The following is a 22,310-nucleotide window of genomic DNA, read 5'->3' on the forward strand; positions in this document are numbered from 1 at the left end:
GTCAGATGACCGTGCCGGTGGACGTGCCCGGGGTGATGCTCTCCGACGCGCTGGACGTGGTGATCGACGGGGAGTCGGACACCGGGCCGCTGGCACTGTCCGTCGTGGACGGGGTGTCGGACGGCTCCGGAGACGTCGACTCGGACGGGGACGCCGACGTGGAGGGCGTGGACGACCTCGACGGGCTTGCGGACGGGGAATGCGGGGTCGACCTCGTCGGTGTCGGGGACGTGGACGGTGTGTGGGTCGTGCCGCCGCCCGACGTGCCCCTCGTGCCGCTCGGTGTGGTCGACGGGGTCGCCGTGTCCGAGGGTGGGGTCGGGTCGTCCGAGGTCCCCAGGGTGCCGTCCGGGCCGGGATCCGTCGGCTTCGTCGTCACCGTGCCGCTGTGCCCCGTGCCGGCGCTCTGCCCCGGGTCCGCGCCCAGGCCGCCCCCGTCCCCCGTGCCGTCGCTCGCCGACGGGTTGACGCTGACGTTGTTGGACGGGTTGTCGGCGTTGTCGTGGGAGGTCATGCCGAGCCCCACCACCGTGCCGAGGACCGCCGTGAGCAGGACGCCCGAGCCGACCGCGACCAGGTTGCGGCGGGCCATCCGGCCGAGACCGGCGACTCCGCCGCGGCGGCCGGGCTCCTGCTCGACCCGCGGGGTGACGATCGTCTCCGAGATCGGCGAGTGGACGGCCGGGAAGGGCGTCGTGACCCCTCCCGCCGGGGATATGGACTCCTCGTGCCGGGCGTCGGGGATCTCGTCGCCCGTCATCGCGGCGAGGACGGGAAGCACCTCGCCCGAGCGGTCGGCGACCAGGGCCAGCGCGCGACGGCCGGCCGTCGTACCCCGTTTGTCGGCGAGCGCGCCGCGCAGCCCGATCGACGCCTCCAGCTCCGCACGGGCCCGGTCCAGGCCGCCCTCGCAGAGCGCGAGGACGCCCAGCTCGTGGTGGAAGTAGGCCTGTTCGCCGACCTCGCCGGCGAGCCGGGAGGCCTCGGTGCCGGCCCGCAGGGCGCGTTCCCAGGCGCTCCATCGCAGCCCCGCGGCGAACGCGGGCGCGGCCGTACGGGCCAGCCGTACCGGCGTGGACTCCTCTCCCTCCGCGGGCGGCACCGTGGCCGGGACCACGACCGCCAGGGCGGCGAGGATCGCGTCGGCCTCGGCGCAGACCCGCTCGGGCGTGACGGACGGGTGCCCGGCCCACCAGGAGTAGTGCCGGGCCGCGGCGAGCGCCTGCGCCTCGATGTCGTCGGCGTAGCCGGCGGCCGCCAGCTGTTGCAGCACGCCGGTGGCGAGCCGGTAGCGGGACCCCACCGGGGACACCAGTCCGCAGCCCGCCAGTTCACCGAGGGCCGCGTCCGCGTGGGTGTCGCCGACGAGGGCCGGCAGATGCGCCTGGTGCGGCACCTCGCCGTCGAGGGCGACCGCGAAGCGCAGCGTGGCGCGGGCGGAGGCGCTGAGCCGGGCGGCGAGCAGCGAGGCGGGCGCGGCGGCCTCGCCCAGGGACGGCAGCGGGGCCTCCTCGACGGCCTCGGCGTCGAAGGGCACGTCGGCCGGCAGGGCGTCCTCGAAGACGCCGAACTCGTCGACGGCACCGGTGCTGGCGCGCAGTTGGTCGCGCTGCCGCAGCAGGGCGCCGGCCTGGACGAAGCGCAGCGGCAGGCCCTCGGACTCGAACCAGAGGTCGCCGGCCCAGTTGGCCTCCTCCTCGCTCAGCACCCGGCCGACCGCGCGCTCCAGGATGTCCACGCCCCCGGCCCGGTCCAGGCCGCCGAGGACGACCTCCTCGACGGCGGAGTCGGCGGACGGCGCCGGCACGTCCGGGGTGGCGCCGATCAGGAAGGCGCACTCGGGGGTGGCGTCGATCAGCTCGTCGAGCCCGGCGCCGCCGAACTCGATGTCGTCGACGACGACGACCGCGCCGATGTCTCCGGCCAGTTCGAGGAGTTCCTCCGGGTCGGGCCGGTGCTCGGGCGCCTTGTAGACGGCGTGGAAGAGGTCCTGGAGGAGGTCCTCGGGTGTGCGGTGGAAGCCCGTGAGGCGGACCACGCCGTCGGGGGCGAGGTCGGAGCAGTCGTCGGCGACCAGGTCGAGGAGCGCGGTGCGGCCGGAGCCCGGGGGGCCGGTGAGGCGTACGGAGCGGCCGCGGGCGAGGAGCCGTACGAGCCGCTCACGGTCGTCCTGGCGCTCCAGGAGCGGCAGCTCGGGGCCGGCGGGGCCGGGCGGTACGGGCGGCCGGGCGGCGCGCTCGTACTCGGCGCGCTCGGCGGCGGTGCGCTTCTCCGGCCGGGCGGGGCGCTCGGTCGGCGGGCAGGGTTCTATCTCGCTGCCGTCGACCGGGTTCACGGTCAGCAGGAAGTCACCGGTGACCAGCCGCGCGGTGCGGGCGAGCGGCGGTGCGCTCTGGCCGAACTCGTTGGTCAGGGATTCCCTGGGCGGGCGCTGGCGCGGCGCGCTGCCGTCGCCGTCATGGCCGTACCCCTCGGGTCCCGGGTTGATCGGGTCCATAGGTTCCTAGCCCCCCAAAAGCGTCGTGTGCCGTGAATACCGGCCCCTCCCGGCCTGTTGCACAACGCGCTGTCGCTTCTGGTCCGGGCCCGTGCTCGAAGGGTGGCAAGGCAGCGGGCGACCGAACCTTAAACCTTCGCACAGTATCTACGACAGTCCGGGGTACCGCGCCGTCCGGGACATCACGGTCTCGTGAGGATTGCACCCCACACGGATCTGACGTGCACCTGACGTGCACCGCGGCACCCAGGGGTCACACCCGGGGCAGTGACTCCACCCCGATACCGCCCTCGATCGCCAGGATGCGGTGCAGCCGGGTGGCCACCAGCAGGCGCTGCATCTGCGGTGGCACACCGCGCAGCACCAGACGCCGGCCGCAACGGCCGGCCCGCCGGTGGGCCCCCATGATCACCCCGAGGCCGGTGGCGTCCCAGGAGTCCAGCTCGGACAGGTCCAGCACCAGGTCGCCGACTCCGTCGTCGACGGCCGAGTGCAGGACCGTACGGGCGTCCGCCGCGCTGCGGACGTCGAGGCGGCCCCCGACGACCAGCTCGGCGTGGTCGCCCCTGATGTACATATGCGCTCCCCGAGAGTGCGTGTCCTACTCCGCGAAAGTGATGTCCGGTGATGCAACTTCTGACTGCGTTGGACAGCCAGAGGTTGCCATCTGTAAGCGAACCGATACCGAATTCACCCCCGAGAGTGAAACTCCCGGGATCTGTGCGTTTTCCGGAGGCGGTCAGGGGTTCTGGGTACTGATGTTTCAGTACGTGTAGAAGCCCTGCCCGCTCTTGCGTCCGATGTCACCGGCGTCAACCATCCGGCGCATCAGCTCCGGCGGTGCGAACTTCTCGTCCTGCGACTCGGTGTAGATGTTGCCGGTGGCGTGCAGCAGGATGTCGACGCCGGTCAGGTCGGCCGTGGCCAGCGGGCCCATGGCGTGACCGAAGCCCAGCTTGCAGGCCAGGTCGATGTCCTCGGCGGTGGCGACACCCGACTCGTACAGCTTGGTGGCCTCGACGACGAGCGCCGAGATCAGCCGGGTCGTCACGAAACCGGCGACGTCCCGGTTGACGACGATGCAGGTCTTGCCGGTCGACTCGGCGAACTCCCGCGCGGTGGCGAGGGTTTCGTCGCTCGTCTTGTAGCCGCGGACCAGCTCCACGAGCTGCATCATCGGCACCGGCGAGAAGAAGTGGACGCCGACCACCCGCTCCGGGTGCTCGGTGGCCGCGGCGATCTTGGTGATCGGGATGGCGGAGGTGTTGGAGGCGAGCACGGCGTCCGGGCGCACGATCTTGTCGAGCGCGCGGAAGATCTCGTGCTTGACCTCCAGCTTCTCGAACACGGCCTCGACCACGATGTCCGCGTCGGCGACCGCGTCCAGGTCGGTGGTCGTGGTGATGCGGGCCAGGGCGGTGTCGGCGTCGTGCGCCTCCAGCTTCCCCTTGCTCACGAACTTGTCGTACGAGGCCTGGATGCCGCCGACGGCGCGGTCCAGCGCCTCGTCGGTGACGTCCCGCAGGACGACGTCCCAGCCGGCCTGCGCGGCGACCTGGGCGATGCCGGAACCCATCAAGCCGGCACCGATGACGGCAAGCTTCCGTGCCACTCCGCTCCCCTTACACGCTGTTCAGGTATGCCTCTTGGCCGGACCCTAGCGCTGGGAAGGTCCGGGAAACCCGGTAAGTAATGCGTGTCACGGTCTCAGGGGGTGAGACAACCGTCACGTCCCGTCAGGCGGGCGCGGTCCGGGTCCCCTTGACGGCGTCGGCCGTGACAGCCGGCACACGCGTGTGCCGTACCGGCGGGCCGTTACTACGCTGGTCACATGGTCAATCTGACGCGCATCTACACCAGGACCGGCGACCAGGGCACCACCGCCCTCGGGGACATGAGCCGGGTCGCCAAGACCGATCTCCGGATCTCGGCCTACGCCGACGCCAACGAGGCGAACGCGGCGATCGGGACGGCGATCGCGCTGGGCGGGCTGGACGAGGAGATCGTCGCGGTGCTCACCCGGGTGCAGAACGATCTGTTCGACGTGGGCGCGGACCTGTCGACGCCGGTGGTGGAGAACCCGCAGTTCCCGCCGCTGCGGGTCGAGCAGTTCTACGTCGACCGGCTGGAGGCGGACTGCGACCGCTTCAACGAACGGCTGGAGAAACTGCGTTCCTTCATCCTGCCGGGCGGCGCGCCGGGCGCGGCCCTGCTCCACCAGGCCTGCACGGTGGTGCGCCGGGCGGAGCGGTCAACCTGGGCGGCGCTGGAGGTCCACGGAGAGGTGATGAACCCGCTCACGGCGACCTACCTGAACCGCCTGTCGGACCTGCTGTTCATCCTGGCCAGGACGGCCAACAAGGACACCGGGGACGTGCTGTGGGTGCCGGGCGGGGAGCGCTAGCGGCCGTACGGGCAGGGGGAGTCCGGGATCTGACGGCCCGTATACAGAGTGGTCCAGACCTATTGACCGGTGGTCCAGACCTTTCTATTCTCGCGGCACCATGGGCATGAAGGCTCAGTCATGCCCACGTCATTCCCGATGAAGAGGGAGGCGCAGCATGCGCTTCAGACACAGAGCCGCGGCAGGGTTCGCGACCCTGTTGCTCCCCCTGGCCGGCCTGGTCGGCCTCGCGAGCCCCGCCCAGGCCGCGACGGCCGCGACGGCCACCTTCAGCAAGACCTCGGACTGGGGTACCGGGTTCGGCGGCCAGTGGACCGTCAAGAACACCGGCACCGCCTCGATCAGCTCCTGGACCGTCGAGTGGGACTTCCCCTCCGGCACCTCGGTGACCTCCGCCTGGGACGCCGACGTCACCTCGTCCGGCACCCACTGGACCGCCAAGAACAAGTCCTACAACGGCACCCTCGCCCCCGGCGCCTCCGTCTCCTTCGGCTTCAACGGAGCCGGATCCGGATCGCCGAGCAACTGCCTCGTCAACGGCGGCAGCTGTGACGGGGGTACCACCACCCCCGGCGACTCGGCCCCGTCCGCGCCCGGCACCCCCACCGCCTCGGGCATCACCGACACCTCGGTGAAGCTGAGCTGGTCCGCTGCCACCGACGACAAGGGCGTCAAGAACTACGACGTGCTGCGCGACGGCAAGGTCGTCTCCACGGTGACCACCACCTCGTACACCGACACGGGCCTCACCGCCGGCACCGACTACTCGTACACCGTCCAGGCCCGGGACACCGCGAACCAGACCGGCCCGGTCAGCGGCGCGGCCGCGGTGCACACCACCGGCGGTACGACCACTCCCCCGACCACCGGCTCCAAGGTCAAGCTCGGCTACTTCACCGAGTGGGGCATCTACGGCCGCAACTACCAGGTCAAGAACCTGGTGACGTCCGGCTCCGCGGCCAAGATCACGCACATCAACTACGCCTTCGGCAACGTGACCAACGGCCAGTGCGCGATCGGTGACGCCTACGCCGACTACCAGAAGACCTTCACCGCCGACCAGTCGGTCAGCGGCGTCGCCGACACCTGGGACCAGCCGCTGGCCGGCAACTTCAACCAGCTGCGCGAACTGAAGGCCAAGTACCCGAACATCAAGATCCTGTGGTCCTTCGGCGGCTGGACCTGGTCCGGCGGCTTCGCGCAGGCGGCGGCCAACCCGACCGCGTTCGCGAACTCCTGCTACAACCTGGTCGAGGACCCGCGCTGGGCCGATGTCTTCGACGGCATCGACATCGACTGGGAGTACCCGAACGCGTGCGGGCTGAGCTGTGACACCAGCGGCTCGGCGGCCTTCAAGAACCTGATGTCCGCGCTGCGCGCCAAGTTCGGCTCCGGCAACCTGGTCACCGCCGCCACCACGGCCGACGGCTCCACCGGCGGCAAGATCGACGCCACCGACTACGCGGGCGCCTCCCAGTACGTCGACTGGTACAACGTGATGTCGTACGACTTCTTCGGCGCCTGGGCCGGCACCGGGCCGACGGCCCCGCACTCCCCGCTCACCTCGTACTCCGGCATCCCCACCGCGGGCTTCGACACGGCCGACGCGATGGCCAAGTTCAAGGCGCAAGGCGTACCGGCGAGCAAGCTGCTGATCGGCATCGGGTTCTACGGCCGCGGCTGGACCGGGGTCACCCAGGACGCGCCCGGCGGGACGGCCACCGGACCGGCGGCGGGCACGTACGAACAGGGCATCGAGGACTACAAGGTCCTCAAGACGTCCTGCCCGGCCACCGGCACGATCGCGGGCACCGCGTACGCGCACTGCGGCAGCAACTGGTGGTCGTACGACACCCCGTCGACGATCGCCGGGAAGATGAGCTGGGCCAAGTCCCAGGGCCTCGGCGGCGCGTTCTTCTGGGAGTTCAGCGGCGACACGAGCAACGGCGAGCTGGTGAGCGCCATCAGCTCCGGGATGTCGTAAAAAGCAGCGCTAAGCGACGTTGACGCGCTGACCGGGCGGGGCCGCTTCCAGCCACGCGAGGAATCCGGTCAGCGCGTCCTCGCTCATCGCGAGTTCGAGGCGAGTGCCCCGGTGGGCACAGGCGAGGATCACCGCGTCGGAGAGCAGGGCCAGCTCCTCCTCGCCCTCGGGGAGCCGGCGGCCGGCCACCTCGATCTGGGCCCGCTCCAGGACCCGGCGGGGGCGGTAGGCGTAGGAGAAGACGCGGTACCACTCGACGCTGTCCCCGTTGTAGCGGGCGACGCCGTAGCTCCAGCCCTTGCCGTTGGCGTCGGGTTTCTCGGGGACGTCCCAGCGCAGGGAACAGTCGAAGGTACCGCCGGAGCGCTGGATCAGTCTGCGGCGCAGGCCGAAGAGGAACAGTCCCACCACCACCAGCGCGACCACGATTCCGGCCACAGTCAGAGCGAGGACCATCGGCACCGACCTCCCCGTCTCCTAGGTAATGGAACGTAAAAAGACCCAGATCTACCTCAGCCGCGGCTGGGACCCGAAGGTCCCAGCCGCGGCTGAATGGTGTCATTGCACAGCGTGCGGTGTCAGCGTGAGGTCGCCGCCCGCAGGCGGACGTCGGCGCGCCGCTCGGCGGTGGCGTCGCCCTCCGCCTTCGCGCGCTCCAGCTCCCGCTCCGCGCGCTGGACGTCGATCTCGTCCGACAGCTCGGCGACCTCGGCCAGCAGCGACAGCTTGTTGTCCGCGAACGAGATGAAACCGCCGTGCACCGCGGCGACGACCGTCCCGCCATCACTCGTACGGATGGTCACCGGGCCCGACTCCAGCACACCGAGCAGCGGCTGGTGACCGGGCATGACGCCGATGTCGCCGGACGTGGTGCGCGCGACGACCAGGGTGGCCTCGCCGGACCAGACCTCTCGGTCGGCCGCGACCAGCGCGACGTGCAGCTCAGCAGCCAAGGTGGCTCCTCGGGTCACCACCCGGCAGGGGGTGCCGGGTGTTGGGGTCAATTCTAATGGGCGTGAGAGAGGGGGCGGGACGCACCCGCCCCCTCAGTCAGAGCACGAGGCTCAGGAGACGCCCAGCTCCTTGGCGTTGGCCTTCAGGTCCTCGATGCCACCGCACAGGAAGAACGCCTGCTCCGGGAAGTGGTCGTACTCGCCGTCGATGATCGCGTTGAAGGCCGCGATCGACTCGTCCAGCGGGACGTCCGACCCGTCGACGCCGGTGAACTGCTTGGCGACGTGGGTGTTCTGGGACAGGAAGCGCTCCACGCGACGGGCACGGTGGACGGTGAGCTTGTCCTCCTCGCCCAGCTCGTCGATACCGAGGATCGCGATGATGTCCTGGAGGTCCTTGTACTTCTGGAGGACCGTCTTCACCCGCATAGCGGTGTTGTAGTGGTCCGCCGCGATGTAGCGCGGGTCCAGGATCCGGGACGTGGAGTCCAGCGGGTCCACGGCCGGGTAGATGCCCTTCTCCGAGATCGGACGGGAGAGCACCGTCGTCGCGTCGAGGTGGGCGAAGGTGGTGGCCGGGGCCGGGTCGGTCAGGTCGTCCGCGGGGACGTAGATCGCCTGCATCGAGGTGATCGAGTGACCACGGGTCGAGGTGATGCGCTCCTGGAGGAGACCCATCTCGTCGGCCAGGTTCGGCTGGTAGCCCACCGCGGAGGGCATGCGGCCGAGCAGGGTCGAGACCTCGGAACCGGCCTGCGTGAAGCGGAAGATGTTGTCGATGAAGAACAGCACGTCCTGCTTCTGGACGTCACGGAAGTACTCGGCCATGGTCAGGCCGGCCAGCGCGACGCGCAGACGGGTGCCCGGGGGCTCGTCCATCTGGCCGAAGACCAGGGCGGTCTTGTCGATGACGCCCGAGTCGGCCATCTCCTCGATGAGGTCGTTGCCCTCACGGGTGCGCTCGCCGACACCGGCGAACACGGAGACACCGTCGTGGTTGTTGGCGACGCGGTAGATCATCTCCTGGATGAGCACCGTCTTGCCGACGCCGGCACCACCGAACAGACCGATCTTTCCACCCTTGACGTACGGGGTGAGAAGGTCGATGACCTTGACGCCGGTCTCGAACATCTCGGTCTTCGACTCGAGCTCGTCGAAGTTCGGGGCCTTGCGGTGGATGGACCAGCGCTCGCCCGTGTACTGCTCGTCGACGTTCAGCACCTCACCGAGGGTGTTGAACACCTTGCCCTTGGTGAAGTCGCCGACCGGGACGGTGATGCCGTCGCCGGTGTCGATGACCGGGGCCTGGCGGACCAGACCGTCGGTGGGCTGCATGGAGATGGTGCGGACCAGGCCGTCACCCAGGTGCTGGGCGACCTCCAGGGTCAGCGTCTTCTTCTCGCCGGCGTTGGCCGGGTCGGCCACCTCGACGTGAAGGGCGTTGTAGATGTCCGGCATCGCGTCGACGGGGAACTCCACGTCGACGACCGGGCCGATGACCCGGGCGACGCGGCCCGTGGCCGTCGCGGTCTCAACAGTGGTCATTTATCGGTCACTCCCCGCGGTCGCGTCGGCCAGGGCACTGGCGCCACCGACGATCTCGCTGATTTCCTGGGTGATTTCGGCCTGGCGGGCCGCGTTGGCAAGACGGGAGAGCGTGTTGATCAGCTCGCCCGCGTTGTCGGTGGCCGACTTCATCGCGCGCCGCGTGGCGGCGTGCTTCGAAGCCGCCGACTGGAGCAGCGCGTTGTAGATGCGGCTCTCCACGTAGCGCGGCAGCAGGGCGTCGAGGACGTCCTCCGCCGAGGGCTCGAAGTCGTACAGCGGGAGGATCTCGCCCTTGGCGGGGTTCTCCTCCGCGACCTCTTCGAGGCGCAGCGGCAGCAGCCGGGCGTCGAGCGCCGTCTGCGTCATCATCGACACGAACTCGGTGTAGACGATGTGGAGTTCGTCCACGCCGCCGTCCGCCGTCTCCGTCTCGATGGCCTCGATCAGCGGCGCCGCGACCTTCTTGGCGTCCGCGTACGAGGGCTCGTCGGTGAAGCCGGCCCACGACTCCACGACCTTGCGCTCGCGGAAGTTGTAGTGGGCCAGACCGCGGCGGCCGACGATGTACGTGTCGACCTCCTTGCCCTCCGCCTCGAGACGCGCCGTCAGCTGCTCGGCGGCCTTGATGGCGTTGGAGTTGAAGGCGCCGGCCAGACCGCGGTCGCTCGTGAGGAGCAGCACCGCGGAACGGGTCGGCGACTCCGCCTCGGTGGTCAGCGGGTGCTTGGTGTTGGAGCCGGTACCGACCGCCGTGACCGCGCGGGTGAGCTCGGTCGCGTACGGCGCGGAGGCCCGCACCTTGCGCTGCGCCTTGACGACACGCGAGGCGGCGATCATCTCCATCGCCTTGGTGATCTTCTTGGTCGCGGTGACGGATCGGATGCGACGCTTGTAGACCCGGAGCTGGGCTCCCATGAGTCAGGTCCCTTCCTTACGTCACTTGGCCGCGGCCGGGGCGTCCTCGCCGAGAAGCTTGCCGTCCGAGGTCTCGAACTGCTTCTTGAAGTCGGCGATCGCGTCGGCAACAGCGGTGAGGGTGTCGTCCGACATCTTGCCGCCCTCCTTGATGGAGGTCATGAGGCCCTGCTCCTTGCGGTGCAGGTACTCGAGCAGCTCCTTCTCGAAGCGGCGGATGTCGGCGACCGGGACGTCGTCCATCTTGCCGGTGGTGCCGGCCCACACGGAGACGACCTGGTCCTCGGTCGGCATCGGCTGGTACTGAGCCTGCTTGAGCAGCTCGACCAGACGCTGACCACGCTCCAGCTGCGACTTCGACGCGGCGTCCAGGTCGGAACCGAAGGCGGCGAACGCCTCGAGCTCGCGGTACTGGGCGAGGTCCAGACGCAGTCGGCCGGAGACCTGCTTCATCGCCTTGTGCTGCGCGGAACCACCGACTCGGGAGACGGAGATACCGACGTTCAGCGCGGGGCGCTGACCGGCGTTGAACAGGTCCGACTCCAGGAAGCACTGGCCGTCGGTGATGGAGATGACGTTGGTCGGGATGAACGCCGAGACGTCGTTGGCCTTGGTCTCGACGATCGGCAGACCGGTCATCGAACCGGCACCCATCTCGTCGGAGAGCTTGGCGCAGCGCTCCAGCAGACGCGAGTGCAGGTAGAAGACGTCACCCGGGTAGGCCTCACGGCCCGGCGGGCGGCGCAGCAGCAGGGACACGGCGCGGTAGGCGTCGGCCTGCTTCGAGAGGTCGTCGAAGATGATGAGGACGTGCTTGCCGTCGTACATCCAGTGCTGGCCGATGGCCGAGCCGGTGTACGGCGCCAGGTACTTGAAGCCGGCCGGGTCGGACGCCGGGGCGGCGACGATGGTCGTGTACTCCAGCGCGCCGGCCTCTTCCAGGGCGCCACGCACGGAGGCGATGGTCGAGCCCTTCTGGCCGATGGCGACGTAGACGCAGCGGACCTGCTTCTTCGGGTCGCCCGAGCGCCAGTTGTCGCGCTGGTTGATGATCGTGTCGACGGCCAGGGCGGTCTTGCCGGTCTGGCGGTCGCCGATGATCAGCTGACGCTGGCCGCGGCCGACCGGGGTCATCGCGTCGACGGCCTTGTAGCCGGTCTCCATCGGCTCGTGCACCGACTTACGGGCCATGACGCCCGGAGCCTGCAGCTCCAGGGCGCGGCGGCCGGACGTCTCGATCTCGCCGAGGCCGTCGATCGGGTTGCCGAGCGGGTCGACGACGCGGCCGAGGTAGCCCTCGCCGACCGCGACGGAGAGGACCTCACCGGTGCGGTGCACCGGCTGACCCTCCTCGATGCCGCTGAACTCACCGAGGACGATGGCGCCGATCTCGCGCTCTTCCAGGTTCAGCGCGAGGCCGAGGGTGCCGTCCTCGAACTTCAGCAGTTCGTTGGCCATGGCCGAGGGAAGACCCTCGACCTTCGCGATGCCGTCGCCGGCAAGGGTGACCGTACCGACCTCCTCGCGCGAGGCCGCGTCCGGCTTGTACGACTGGACGAAGTTCTCCAGCGCGTCCCGGATCTCCTCCGGCCGGATCGTGAGCTCCGCCATCTGGGTTCCCTGCTCTCCTTGTTGGGCCCGAAGTTTCACTTGGGGGGTCTGGGGGCGACCCCCAGGATTCTTCTGCACACCGGCCCAACCAGGGCCGTAAGTACGTACTGACTCTTGAGTTGGGTACTAGCTCGCCATGCGGCGGGCCGCGTCCTCGAGCCGGTCCGCGATCGAACCGTTGATGACCTCGTCACCGACCTGCACCCGGATCCCGCCGACGACCGCGGGGTCGACGTCGAGGTTGAGGTGCATCGTGCGGCCGTAGAGCTTCGCGAGGGCGGCGCCCAGGCGCTGCTTCTGCGGCTCGCTCAGCGGCACCGCCGAGGTGACGACGGCGACGACGCGGCTGCGGCGCTCCGCGGCGAGCTTGGACAGGGCCTCCAGGCCCGCTTCCAGGCTACGTCCCCGCGGCACGGTCACAAGGCGCGTGACCAGACGCTCGGTGACCGGCTTGGCGCGGCCGCCGAGCAGCCGGTGCAGCAGCTCGACCTTGGCGGCGGCGGTGGCCTTCCGGTCGGTGAGCGCGGCACGCAGCTCGGTGCTGGAGGAGACGATCCGGCCGAACCGGAACAGCTCGTCCTCCACGTCGTCCAGCGTGTTCGACTTCTGCGCGGCGGTGAGGTCGGCGATGTTCGCCAGCTCCTCCAGCGCGTCCACCAGGTCGCGGGGCTGCGACCAGCGGGAGCGGGCCAGACCGGCGACCACGTCGGCGGTGGTCTCGGAGACCTGGCCGCCGACCAGGCGCCGGACCAGCTCGGCCTTGGCCTCGCCGGGCTGCGCCGGGTCGGTGAGGACCCGGCGCAGGCCTGCCTCGCGGTCGAGCAGCGCGGTGACAGCCGCCAGCTCGTCGGCGAGCCGCGTCGCGTCCACGGACGTGGAGTCCGTCAGCGCGTCGAGACGCTCGCGTCCGGTTGCCAGGGCCTCGCGGCTCGCTCCGTGCGCTGTCATCGAGCCGCCTCGGCCTTCTCCTCGAGCTCGTCGAGGAAGCGGTCGATGACACGGCTCTGCCGGGCGTGGTCCTCGAGGGACTCGCCGACGAGCTTGCCGGCCAGGTCGGTGGCCAGGTGGCCGACGTCCTGGCGCAGCGCCTGCGCGGCCGACTTGCGGTCGGCCTCGATCTGGGCGTGACCGGCGGCCACGATCTCCTCACGCTGCCGCTGGCCCTCGGCGCGCATCTCGGCGATGAGCGCGGCGCCCTGCTCCTGAGCCTCCTGGCGCAGGCGCGCGGCCTCGTGCCGGGCCTCGGCGAGCTGGGCCTTGTACTGCTCAAGGACGCTCTGGGCCTCGGTCTGCGCGGCCTCGGCCTTCTCGATACCGCCCTCGATCGCCTCGCGGCGCTGCTCCAGAACCTTGTTGATGTTCGGAAGGAGCTTCTTGGCGAGGAAGCCGAAGACGATGACGAAGGCGATGAGGCCGATGACGAGCTCTGGGATCGGCGGGATGAGGGGGTTCTCGGCCTCCTCCGCCGCCAGCTGAACCAGGGGGCTCATATCAGTGCCTTTCGTCTAATGGTGCGCGGCAGTCGGGTCAGGAGGCCGGGTAGACGAACGGCATGACCAGACCGATCAGGGCGAGCGCCTCACAGAAGGCGAAGCCGAGGATCTGGTTGGCGCGGATCAGGCCGGCCGCCTCGGGCTGGCGGGCGAGGGCCTGGGTGCCGTTACCGAAGATGATGCCGACGCCGACGCCCGGGCCGATCGCGGCGAGGCCGTAACCGATGGAGCCGAGGTTGCCCTTGATCTGGACAGCGGCCAGGGTCTCGTGCAGAACGGACATGCCGGTTCTTCCTTCTCTTTCAAGGACCGGTGGGGGTTGGCCACCGGATGTCATGGGTGGTGGAGCGGGTGGGCGCTCAGTGGGACTCGGCGAGCGCGCCCTGAATGAAGCTGCAGGTCAGCAGTACGAAGACATAGGCCTGGACAGCCTGGATGAAGAGCTCGAAGGCGGTCATCACGATGACCATCACGAACGACACGGCGGAGTAGGCGATGCCGATGCCGTTCAGCATGTACCAGCTGGCGATCGTGAAGAGCAGCAGCAGGGTGTGGCCGGCGAACATGTTCGCGAAGAGTCGGACGGCGTGGGTGAAGGGCCGCACGAGCAGGTTCGAGAAGAGCTCGATCGTCATCGACAGCGGGAGCACCGCGCCGAGCGACTTGTCGTAGCCGGTGAAGTTCTTGAAGGCGCCGACGAAACCGTGGCGCTTGAAGGTCAGCGAGACCCACGTGATGTAGACGAGGCCGGCGAGGACCGCGGGGTACGAGATGATCGCGGTGACCGGGAACTGGGCGAGCGGGATGATCGACCAGAGGTTCATCATCCAGACGAAGAAGAACAGCGAGACGACGAACGGGACGTACTTCTCGCCTTCCTTCTTGCCGATGGTCTCGTAGACGACACCGCGGCGGACGAAGTCGTAGCCGGTCTCGGCGATCATCTGGAGCTTGCCCGGGACGACCTTGGGACGCGCGAAGGCGGCCCAGAAGAAGCCCACGATGATGATCGACCCGAGCAGCGCCAGCAGCATCGTCTTGTTGAAGTACACGTTGCTGTCCGCGTCGCCGAAGAGCGGCTTGAACAGGAACGAGTGCAGGCCCGGAGCCGGGAAGCCACACCCGTCGAACAGGTGACAGCTCGTGTCGAAAGCGAGCGTCTGCGTCGGGTCAGCACTCACCGCGGGCTCCTTCATCGTGGCGCATGGGTACGGCAACCTCGTTGTGTCGGCGCGGCGCAGGGCCGCGGTTCGGCACGGGACTGGTGTTACGGATGTGGGGGCGGCTGGGGGGCATCTCGCCTCGCGATTGAGCAGGCGTCAGCTCAGATGCCCGCGCCCGCGATGCCGCAGTTGGCACCGGACGATAGCAGCATCTCTCGTGCGCCTTTATCCCGGCCCTACCTCTCACGAGGAATGCCCGGTCTTCTCGGCCTTGTCGGCCTTGTCGGGTTCGACGTAGAGGATTTTCGCCTTCATGTGGGCGCGCGTCTGGGCGGCGATCCACGTGAGGGTGGCGACCACGAGCGTGATCGCGAAGGCACGGGGGTTGAACAGCGTCGTGTTCTTGAACATGGCCATGAAGATGAACAGCAGCAGAAGCTGGGCCGCGTAGAGCATCAGGCCCATCATCTGGAAGAGCTGCGGCATGGACCTGGCCGTGCGCTGGAGGACGTAGAGGCCGATCCCCATGAAGAGGATCACGATCACCGCCCCGACGAGCGCCCCGATCGCTCCCTTGCCGCCCGCGACCACACCGCCGACGACGGCGGCGAGCACGCCGACGGCGGCCGTGGGTACGGCGGCCTGGGCCAGGATCCGGACGTCATTGGACGGCATGGCGGCAACTCCGCTTTCACAGGGGGGCAGGTGTCGTCATGGACGAGCGTAGTCCCGGTCGGAGGGGCGAAAACCTCACGCCGACCTCACGCCAATGGACCAACGCACTTGGGTCCTTCGGCTCTGTCCGGGGTTCTCGTGAACCGTATCACAAACTATTTGATGAGGTCTTTACCTGCTGGGTGTGCTTGCTGTCACACATGAGAGTGAACCTGCCCGTCTGAGCGAAAACCGAGCCGTTGTGTCTGGTATTGGGGGTCTTTGCTCCCCCACGACTTGGCAATGCTCTAGTCAGATTCTTACCTTGGCGAGCCTCAGTGAGAGCTTCCCGACGTCCGCCGGTCCAGGAAGCGCGAGCGGCCTCCGATGGCCGTCGCGCCGTTGACCGAGGCCGCTCCGGCGGGCACCGGGGAGCGGTGTCCGTCGGCCTCCTCCGGGCACTCCTGCTCCGCGACGACGGCCGCCGTCCGCGGAGTCGCCGCGGCCGGCGCCTCGGCCGCCGAAGCGGCCCTGGGACGCCGGTAGCGGGGCGGCACGAAGGCCTGCGCCCACCGGGGCGCCCGCGGCGTGAACCGCGGCAGCAGGAGCAGCACCAGGCCGACCGCGCTGAAGAACGCCACGCCCAGCACGATCCACATGGACGCCGAGTTCACCGAGTAGGCCAGCGTGCCGAAGCCGATCAGCGCCGACCAGAAGTACATGATCAGCACGGCCCGGCTGTGCGAGTGGCCGATCTCCAGGAGCCGGTGGTGCAGGTGCCCGCGGTCCGCCGCGAACGGCGACTGACCGCGCCAGGTACGCCGGACGATCGCCAGCACCAGGTCGGCGGCCGGCACCGCGATGATGGTCAGCGGCAGCAGCAGCGGGATGTACACCGGCACCGTCTGGTGCACGGCGTTGCGCTCGGAGCCGGCGAACAGGTTCATCACGTCCGGGTCGACCTGACCGGTGATCGAGATCGCGCCCGCGGCCAGCACCAGCCCGATCAGCATCGAGCCCGAGTCGCCCATGAAGATCCGCGCCGGATGGATGTTGTGCGGCAGGAAGCCCAGGCACATGCCCATCAGGATCGCCGCGAACAGCGTCGCCGGTGCGGCGGCCTCGATGCCGTACGAGTACCAGATGCGGTAGGCGTACAGGAAGAACGCCGCGGCCGCGATGCACACCATGCCGGAGGCCAGACCGTCCAGGCCGTCGACGAAGTTCACCGCGTTGATCGTGATGACGACCAGGGCCACCGTCAGCAGCGTGCCCTGCCACGGGGTCAGGGCCACGTTCCCGACGCCAGGGACGGGCAGCCACAGGATCGTCAGACCCTGCATGACCATGACGCCCGCGGCGATCATCTGGCCGCCCAGCTTGATCAGGGCGTCGATCTCGAACTTGTCGTCGAGCACACCGATCAGCCAGATCAGCGCGGCGCCGGAGAGCAGCGCGCGCGGCTCGTTGGACTTCTCGAAGACCTCGTTGAGGTTGGTCATGTGGTCGGCGACCAGCAGACCCGCGCACAGCCCGAAGAACATGGCGATCCCGCCGAGCCGCGGAGTGGGTTCCCGGTGCACGTCACGGGCCCTGATCTCCGGCATGGCCCCGGCCACGATCGCAAACTTCCGTACCGGCCCTGTCAGCAGATACGTCACCGCGGCCGTGATGCAGAGCGTCAGCAGGTATTCACGCACGGGCTTCCCCACAGGTCTCGCTGGCCATCACAGCCCCACACCCTAGCGAGGGACGCATATGTATGGGGACTTCCGGGTAGCGACGATGGTTGCACGGACGGCTGTGAACCGGGCGCACAACAGTGTGTACGACGCTGCGTTTACCCCGTCTCAACGGGGATACGGCGGAAATCTACCGGTGAGCTCACGCACCTCGTCACGCACCCTCCCCACCTGGGCCTCCCCGCGCACCACGGCCGCCAGCAGCACCGCGATCCGGGCCATCTCAGGCGCCCCCATGCCCTGGGTGGTCACGGCCGCCGTGCCCAGCCGCAGCCCACGCGCGTCACCGTGGGGAAGAGCACAGCAGTCGAGGACGATCCCGGCGGCGGCGAGCCGCCCGCGGGCGACGCGCCCCTCCACCCCGAGGGGGGCGGGGTCGGCGACGATCAGATGGGTGTCGGTACCGCCCGTCGTGACCGTGAGCCCCTGGTCGGCGAGGCCGGCGGCGAGGACGCCCGCGTTGACGACCACCTGATGGGCGTACGCGGCGAACGCCGGTGTGGCCGCCTCCCCGAACGCCACCGCCTTGGCGGCGATGGTGTGCATCTGCGCGCCGCCCTGGGTGAACGGGAACACCGCCCGGTCCAGACGCTCGGCCAGTTCGGGCGACGCGCACAGCAGCATCCCGCCGCGCGGCCCGCGCAGCACCTTGTGCGTGGTCGCGCACACCACGTCCGCGTACGGCACCGGGTTGGGCGCCGCTCCCCCGGCGACCAGCCCGATCGGGTGCGCGGCGTCCGCGATCAGGTACGCGCCGACCTCGTCGGCGATCTCGCGGAAGGCGGCGTAGTCGAGGTGGCGGGGGTAGGCGATGGATCCGCACACGATCGCCTTGGGCCGGTGGGCGCGGGCCAGCGCGCGCACCTGGTCGTGGTCGACGAGCCCGCTCTCCGCGTCCACCCCGTACCCGATGAAGTCGAACCAGCGGCCGGAGAAGTTGGCCGGGGACCCGTGGGTGAGGTGGCCGCCGTAGGGCAGCCCGAGGGCGAGCACGGTGTCCCCGGGGCGCAGCAGGGCCGCGTAGGCGGCCAGCACGGCGGAGGACCCCGAGTGGGACTGGACGTTGGCGTGCGCGGCGCCGAACAGGGCCTTGGCGCGGTCCACGGCGAGCCGCTCGGCGACGTCCACGATCTCGCAGCCGCCGTGGTGCCGGGCGCCCGGATAGCCCTCGGCGTACTTGTTGGCGAGCGGCGAGCCGAGCGCGGCCAGCACGGCCGGGGAGGTGAAGTTCTCGGCGGCGATCAGCTGCAACGACGTCGACTGCCGGGTGAACTCGCCCAGCAGGAGCTCGGCGAGCTCCGGGTCCTGCCGGCGCAGCAGCAGATCGGCCTCGTCGAGGGTAGGGGTGACCGACATGACGGGCTCCGGGCGGTCGACGGTGACGTACAGCCAATGTAGGCCCGGTATGGAGCGAACGCGCGGTTTGTGCGTACGGGTGTGGTCAGGTGTGGCGCCGCCGGTTCCGCCGCCGGGACTACATCCGCGCGGGGACGCCGGTGAGTGCCGTGACCACCGGGTCCAGGGCCTCGTGTATCTCGTCGCCGATGGACCGGAAGAACGGCAGCGGGGCGCCGTACGGGTCGTGGACCTCGTCCGCCTCCGCCGTCGGTGCCAGCAGCCACCCGCGCAGCGCGGCGGCCGCGCGGACCAGCGCGCGGGCCCGGACCACCACGCCCTCCGAGAGCGGCGGCAGCGTCGCCGGGTCGATCGCGCGGACCAGGCGGGTGAACTCCTTCAGCGTGAAGGTGCGCAGGCCCGCGGAGTGGCCCATGGAGATGACCTGGGCGCGGTGGTCGCGGGTGGCCGTCAGCACCAGGTCGGCCCGGATGACGTGCTCGTCGAGGAGTTCCCGGCCGACGAACCCGGACGGGTCCGCGCCGAACTCGGCGAGCACGGCCTCCGCGTTGGCCTCCATGGGCGCGCCCTCGTGGCCCCAGGTGCCCGCGCTCTCCACGATCAGACCGCCGCCCAGGAAGGTACCGAGCCGGTCCGTCACGAGATGGCGGTTCAGCCGCTCGGTGATCGGCGAGCGGCACACGTTGCCGGTGCTGACGTGGAGGATGCGGAAGCTGTCGCGCGGCAGCCCCACGAACGTGGTCGTGATCTCCGCCGCGCGCTCCCCGTTGCCTATGCCACGCCCCGCGTCAGGGGCTGTCAATTCGCCACCTCGAGGTCGGGTACGACCTTGCGCAGCTCCTCCGCCGAGATCGCGCCCGCGCGCAGCAGCAGCGGAACCTCACGGGTGACGTCGACGATCGAGGACGGCACGTTGCCCGGGGTAGGGCCGCCGTCGAGGTAGACGGAGACGGAGTCGCCGAGCATCTCCTGCGCGGCGTCGCAGGTCTCCGGCGACGGGTGGCCGGTGAGGTTGGCGGAGGAGACGGCCATCGGGCCGACCTCGGTGAGCAGTTCGATGGCGACCGGGTGCAGTGGCATGCGCACGGCGACCGTGCCCCGGCTGTCCCCGAGGTCCCACTGGAGGGACGGCTGGTGCTTGGCGACCAGGGTGAGCGCGCCCGGCCAGAACGCGTCGACCAGTTCCCAGGCCTGCTCGGAGAAGTCGGTGACCAGGCCGTGGAGCGTGTTCGGGGAGCCGATGAGCACCGGGGTGGGCATGTTGCGGCCCCGGCCCTTGGCGTCGAGGAGGTCGGCGACCGCCTCCGAGGTGAACGCGTCGGCGCCGATGCCGTACACCGTGTCGGTCGGCAGCACCACCAGTTCGCCCCGGCGGACGGCGGACGCGGCCTCGCGCAGACCCGTCACGCGGTCGGTCGCGTCGTTGGTGTCGTATCGCCGTGCCATGTCTAGCTGGCCTCCTCGTACACGAAGTACACGTACTTCCAGGACATCCGGTTCCGGGAATTCCGGGACTTCCGGGAAACAGTCTGCGGGGTGATCACGGCAGCGCCTTGCGGGCGGTCGCGAAGCGGGGGCGCTTGTTGAGGTCCGGGTGGTCCGCCGCGTCGGCCCAGCCCCGCTCCTCGGTGAAGATCCACGGCACCTGGCCGCCCTGGGTGTCGGCGTGCTCGATGACGACGACACCGCCGGGGCGCAGCAGCCGGTGCGCGGTGCGTTCGATGCCCCGGATCAGGTCCAGGCCGTCCTCGCCGGAGAACAGGGCGAGTTCGGGGTCGTAGTCGCGGGCCTCGGGGGCGACGTACTCCCACTCGGTGAGCGGGATGTACGGCGGGTTGGAGATGACCAGGTCGACGTGGCCGTCGAGGTCGTGGAAGGCGTCCAGGGCGTCTCCCTGGCGCAGGTCGACCCGGGAGCCCGCCATGTTCTTGCGGGTCCACTGGAGCGCCTCCTCGGACAGCTCCACGGCGTGCACGCGCGAGCGCGGGACCTCCTGGGCGAGGGCGAGCGCGATGGCGCCGGAACCGGTGCACAGGTCGACGATGCGGGGCTCGACGACGTCCATGGCCCGCACGGCGTCTATGGCCCACCCGACCACCGACTCGGTCTCCGGGCGCGGCACGAACACGCCCGGACCCACCTGGAGTTCGAGGTACCGGAAGTACGCCCGCCCGGTGATGTGCTGGAGCGGTTCGCGCTGCTCCCGGCGGGCGATGACCTCCCAGTAACGGGCGTCGAAGTCCGAGTCCTTGACGGAGTGCAGCGCGCCCCGCTTCACGCCGTGCACGAACGCGGCGAGTTCCTCCGCGTCGTTGCGCGGCGAGGGCACGCCGGCGTCGGCCAGCCGCTGGGCGGCCTGGGCCACCTCGGCGAGCAGCAGGTTCACGCTGGTCCTCCGTGTAGTAACTCGTACCTCTTATGCGGCTGCCAGCTTGGCGGCCGAGTCCGCGTCGACGCAGGCCTGGATCACCGCGTCGAGGTCGCCGTCCAGGACCTGGTCCAGGTTGTACGCCTTGAAGCCGACGCGGTGGTCCGAGAGACGATTCTCCGGGAAGTTGTACGTGCGGATCTTCTCGGAGCGGTCGACGGTGCGGACCTGGCTGCGGCGGGCGTCGGCGGCCTCCTTCTCCGCCTCCTCCTGCGCCGCGGCGAGCAGCCTGGAGCGCAGGATACGCAAGGCCTGCTCCTTGTTCTGCAGCTGGCTCTTCTCGTTCTGGCAGGAGGCGACGACTCCGGTGGGCAGGTGCGTGATGCGCACCGCGGAGTCGGTGGTGTTGACGGACTGCCCGCCGGGTCCGGAGGACCGGTAGACGTCGATGCGCAGGTCGTTGGGGTTGATCTCGACGTCGACCTCCTCCGCCTCGGGCGTGACCAGCACGCCGGCCGCGGAGGTGTGGATGCGGCCCTGCGACTCGGTGGCCGGCACGCGCTGCACGCGGTGCACACCGCCCTCGTACTTCAGCCGTGCCCAGACGCCCTGGCCGGGTTCCGTCGCGCCCTGGCCGCCCTTGGTCTTCACGGCGACCTGGACGTCCTTGTAGCCGCCCAGCTCGGACTCGGTGGAGTCGATGATCTCGGTCTTCCAGCCGACGCGCTCGGCGTACCGGAGGTACATGCGCAGCAGGTCACCCGCGAACAGCGCGGACTCGTCGCCGCCCGCCCCGGCCTTGATCTCCAGGATGACGTCCTTGTCGTCGGACGGGTCCCGGGGTACGAGCAGCAGCCGCAGCTTCTCGGTCAGCTCGTCGCGCTGCTTGTCCAGCTCCTTGACCTCGGCGGCGAAGTCGGGGTCGTCGGCGGCCAGTTCACGCGCGGTCTCGATGTCGTCGCCGGTCTGCTTCCAGGAGCGGTACGTGGCGACGATCGGGGTGAGTTCGGCGTAGCGCTTGTTCAGCTTGCGCGCGTTGGCCTGGTCGGCGTGGACCGACGGATCGGCGAGCTTCTTCTCCAGGTCTGCGTGCTCGACGACGAGTTCCTCGACGGCCTCGAACATTTTTGGCTCCTGATACTGCTACGGCGTGGGGAAGGGAAGGCGGGCGACCAAAAACGCCGGTCCCGGACACACCCCTCGCGGGGCGCGACCGTGGACCGGCGAATTGAGGCTCGCTACTTCTTGGAGCCGGCGGCAGCCTTGCCGAAGCGGGCCTCGAAGCGGGCCACACGGCCACCGGTGTCGAGGATCTTCTGCTTGCCCGTGTAGAACGGGTGGCACTCGGAGCAGACCTCAGCACGGATGGTGCCGGACTGGATGGTGCTGCGGGTCGTGAACGACGCGCCACAGGTGCAGCTGACCTGCGTCTCGACGTACTCGGGGTGGATGTCGCGCTTCAAGGGGGTCTCCTAGGTATCGGGAGGGCACCGGGTCGCCGTCGCGGGCTGCGGGGCGTGAACCGGGGCCGACGGTCCAGTCTGCCAGGGCTGGCCGCATCTCCCAAAACCGGGGGCCTTGGATCTTTATTCCGGGGGTGGTGAGGGTCGCCTACGGGGGGG

General features: G+C 69.8%; 22 protein-coding genes. 2 read left to right on the forward strand and 20 right to left on the reverse strand.

The annotated features are described in order from the left end of the window. Position 1: 1 nt before the first annotated feature. The 3 genes from MB828_RS19525 to MB828_RS19535 form a co-directional block, all read right to left on the reverse strand. A complete protein-coding gene (locus MB828_RS19525) occupies positions 2–2,497 on the reverse strand; it encodes an ATP-binding protein (protein ID WP_301649326.1) in 2,496 nt (831 codons plus the stop codon). A 253-nt stretch (positions 2,498–2,750) separates the two neighbouring features. After that, positions 2,751–3,074 carry an STAS domain-containing protein gene (locus tag MB828_RS19530; protein ID WP_030672301.1) on the reverse strand — a complete coding sequence of 108 codons (324 nt, stop codon included), beginning with the start codon at positions 3,072–3,074 and terminating at the stop codon, positions 2,751–2,753. Positions 3,075–3,260: 186 nt separating this feature from the next. Next, positions 3,261–4,109 (reverse strand): 3-hydroxyacyl-CoA dehydrogenase family protein, encoded by an 849-nt coding sequence (locus MB828_RS19535; protein WP_133025272.1) that lies wholly within the window; start codon positions 4,107–4,109, stop codon positions 3,261–3,263. A gap of 219 nt (positions 4,110–4,328) precedes the next feature. Between MB828_RS19535 and MB828_RS19540 the strand changes: the two genes are divergently transcribed. Together MB828_RS19540 and MB828_RS19545 are read left to right on the forward strand one after the other, a co-directional pair. Further along, positions 4,329–4,901, forward strand: coding sequence for a cob(I)yrinic acid a,c-diamide adenosyltransferase (locus MB828_RS19540; protein ID WP_301649327.1), 573 nt, complete (start codon positions 4,329–4,331; stop codon positions 4,899–4,901). Between the two features lie 157 nt (positions 4,902–5,058). Beyond that, positions 5,059–6,885: a glycoside hydrolase family 18 chitinase gene (locus tag MB828_RS19545; RefSeq protein ID WP_301649328.1), complete on the forward strand. Its 1,827-nt coding sequence runs from the start codon at positions 5,059–5,061 to the stop codon at positions 6,883–6,885. Between the two features lie 9 nt (positions 6,886–6,894). Here the strand turns inward: MB828_RS19545 and MB828_RS19550 are convergent, their stop codons facing one another. The 17 genes from MB828_RS19550 to rpmE all read right to left on the reverse strand — a co-directional run bounded on the left by MB828_RS19550 (position 6,895) and on the right by rpmE (position 22,151). Next, positions 6,895–7,341, reverse strand: coding sequence for a DUF2550 domain-containing protein (locus MB828_RS19550; RefSeq protein WP_301649329.1), 447 nt, complete (start codon positions 7,339–7,341; stop codon positions 6,895–6,897). Positions 7,342–7,463: 122 nt separating this feature from the next. After that, positions 7,464–7,838 (reverse strand): F0F1 ATP synthase subunit epsilon, encoded by a 375-nt coding sequence (locus tag MB828_RS19555; RefSeq protein WP_133025276.1) that lies wholly within the window; start codon positions 7,836–7,838, stop codon positions 7,464–7,466. Positions 7,839–7,949: 111 nt separating this feature from the next. Then, positions 7,950–9,383: a F0F1 ATP synthase subunit beta gene (gene atpD / locus MB828_RS19560; RefSeq protein WP_301649330.1), complete on the reverse strand. Its 1,434-nt coding sequence runs from the start codon at positions 9,381–9,383 to the stop codon at positions 7,950–7,952. Continuing rightward, entirely contained in the window at positions 9,384–10,301 is a 918-nt protein-coding gene (locus tag MB828_RS19565; protein ID WP_133025277.1) for a F0F1 ATP synthase subunit gamma, read from the reverse strand. Between the two features lie 21 nt (positions 10,302–10,322). Beyond that, entirely contained in the window at positions 10,323–11,912 is a 1,590-nt protein-coding gene (gene atpA, locus MB828_RS19570; protein ID WP_133025278.1) for a F0F1 ATP synthase subunit alpha, read from the reverse strand. Between the two features lie 126 nt (positions 11,913–12,038). Next, complete coding sequence (locus MB828_RS19575; RefSeq protein WP_301649331.1) at positions 12,039–12,860, reverse strand: F0F1 ATP synthase subunit delta; 822 nt, start codon at positions 12,858–12,860, stop codon at positions 12,039–12,041. Then, positions 12,857–13,402, reverse strand: a complete 546-nt coding sequence (locus tag MB828_RS19580) for a F0F1 ATP synthase subunit B (RefSeq protein WP_133025280.1) — start codon at positions 13,400–13,402, stop codon at positions 12,857–12,859. The genes MB828_RS19575 and MB828_RS19580 overlap by 4 nt, the downstream gene beginning before the upstream one ends. 37 nt (positions 13,403–13,439) lie before the next feature. Next, positions 13,440–13,688 carry a F0F1 ATP synthase subunit C gene (locus MB828_RS19585; RefSeq protein WP_067003022.1) on the reverse strand — a complete coding sequence of 83 codons (249 nt, stop codon included), beginning with the start codon at positions 13,686–13,688 and terminating at the stop codon, positions 13,440–13,442. Between the two features lie 76 nt (positions 13,689–13,764). Further along, positions 13,765–14,601, reverse strand: coding sequence for a F0F1 ATP synthase subunit A (gene atpB, locus MB828_RS19590; RefSeq protein WP_165941561.1), 837 nt, complete (start codon positions 14,599–14,601; stop codon positions 13,765–13,767). Between the two features lie 210 nt (positions 14,602–14,811). Then, a complete protein-coding gene (locus MB828_RS19595; RefSeq protein ID WP_301649332.1) occupies positions 14,812–15,243 on the reverse strand; it encodes a hypothetical protein in 432 nt (143 codons plus the stop codon). 314 nt (positions 15,244–15,557) lie between these two features. Next, complete coding sequence (locus MB828_RS19600; RefSeq protein WP_301649333.1) at positions 15,558–16,922, reverse strand: MraY family glycosyltransferase; 1,365 nt, start codon at positions 16,920–16,922, stop codon at positions 15,558–15,560. Between the two features lie 150 nt (positions 16,923–17,072). After that, the gene (gene glyA, locus MB828_RS19605) at positions 17,073–18,320 is read right to left on the reverse strand and encodes a serine hydroxymethyltransferase (protein WP_301649334.1); all 1,248 of its coding nucleotides are present in this window, start codon (positions 18,318–18,320) and stop codon (positions 17,073–17,075) included. Between the two features lie 118 nt (positions 18,321–18,438). Next, positions 18,439–19,122, reverse strand: coding sequence for a protein-tyrosine-phosphatase (locus tag MB828_RS19610; RefSeq protein WP_133025285.1), 684 nt, complete (start codon positions 19,120–19,122; stop codon positions 18,439–18,441). After that, positions 19,119–19,766 carry an L-threonylcarbamoyladenylate synthase gene (locus MB828_RS19615; protein ID WP_301649335.1) on the reverse strand — a complete coding sequence of 216 codons (648 nt, stop codon included), beginning with the start codon at positions 19,764–19,766 and terminating at the stop codon, positions 19,119–19,121. Before MB828_RS19615 ends, MB828_RS19610 begins: the two co-directional genes overlap by 4 nt. Before the next feature lie 94 nt (positions 19,767–19,860). Then, complete coding sequence (gene prmC / locus MB828_RS19620; RefSeq protein WP_133025286.1) at positions 19,861–20,706, reverse strand: peptide chain release factor N(5)-glutamine methyltransferase; 846 nt, start codon at positions 20,704–20,706, stop codon at positions 19,861–19,863. Between the two features lie 30 nt (positions 20,707–20,736). Then, positions 20,737–21,813 (reverse strand): peptide chain release factor 1, encoded by a 1,077-nt coding sequence (prfA, locus tag MB828_RS19625; protein WP_046730650.1) that lies wholly within the window; start codon positions 21,811–21,813, stop codon positions 20,737–20,739. A 113-nt stretch (positions 21,814–21,926) separates the two neighbouring features. Beyond that, on the reverse strand, positions 21,927–22,151 hold the full coding sequence (gene rpmE / locus MB828_RS19630) for a 50S ribosomal protein L31 (protein WP_030672379.1): 225 nt from the start codon (positions 22,149–22,151) through the stop codon (positions 21,927–21,929). Positions 22,152–22,310 lie beyond the last annotated feature (159 nt).

The organism is Streptomyces arenae (assembly GCF_022343545.1).
Taxonomy (GTDB): Bacteria; Actinomycetota; Actinomycetes; order Streptomycetales; family Streptomycetaceae; genus Streptomyces; species Streptomyces humi.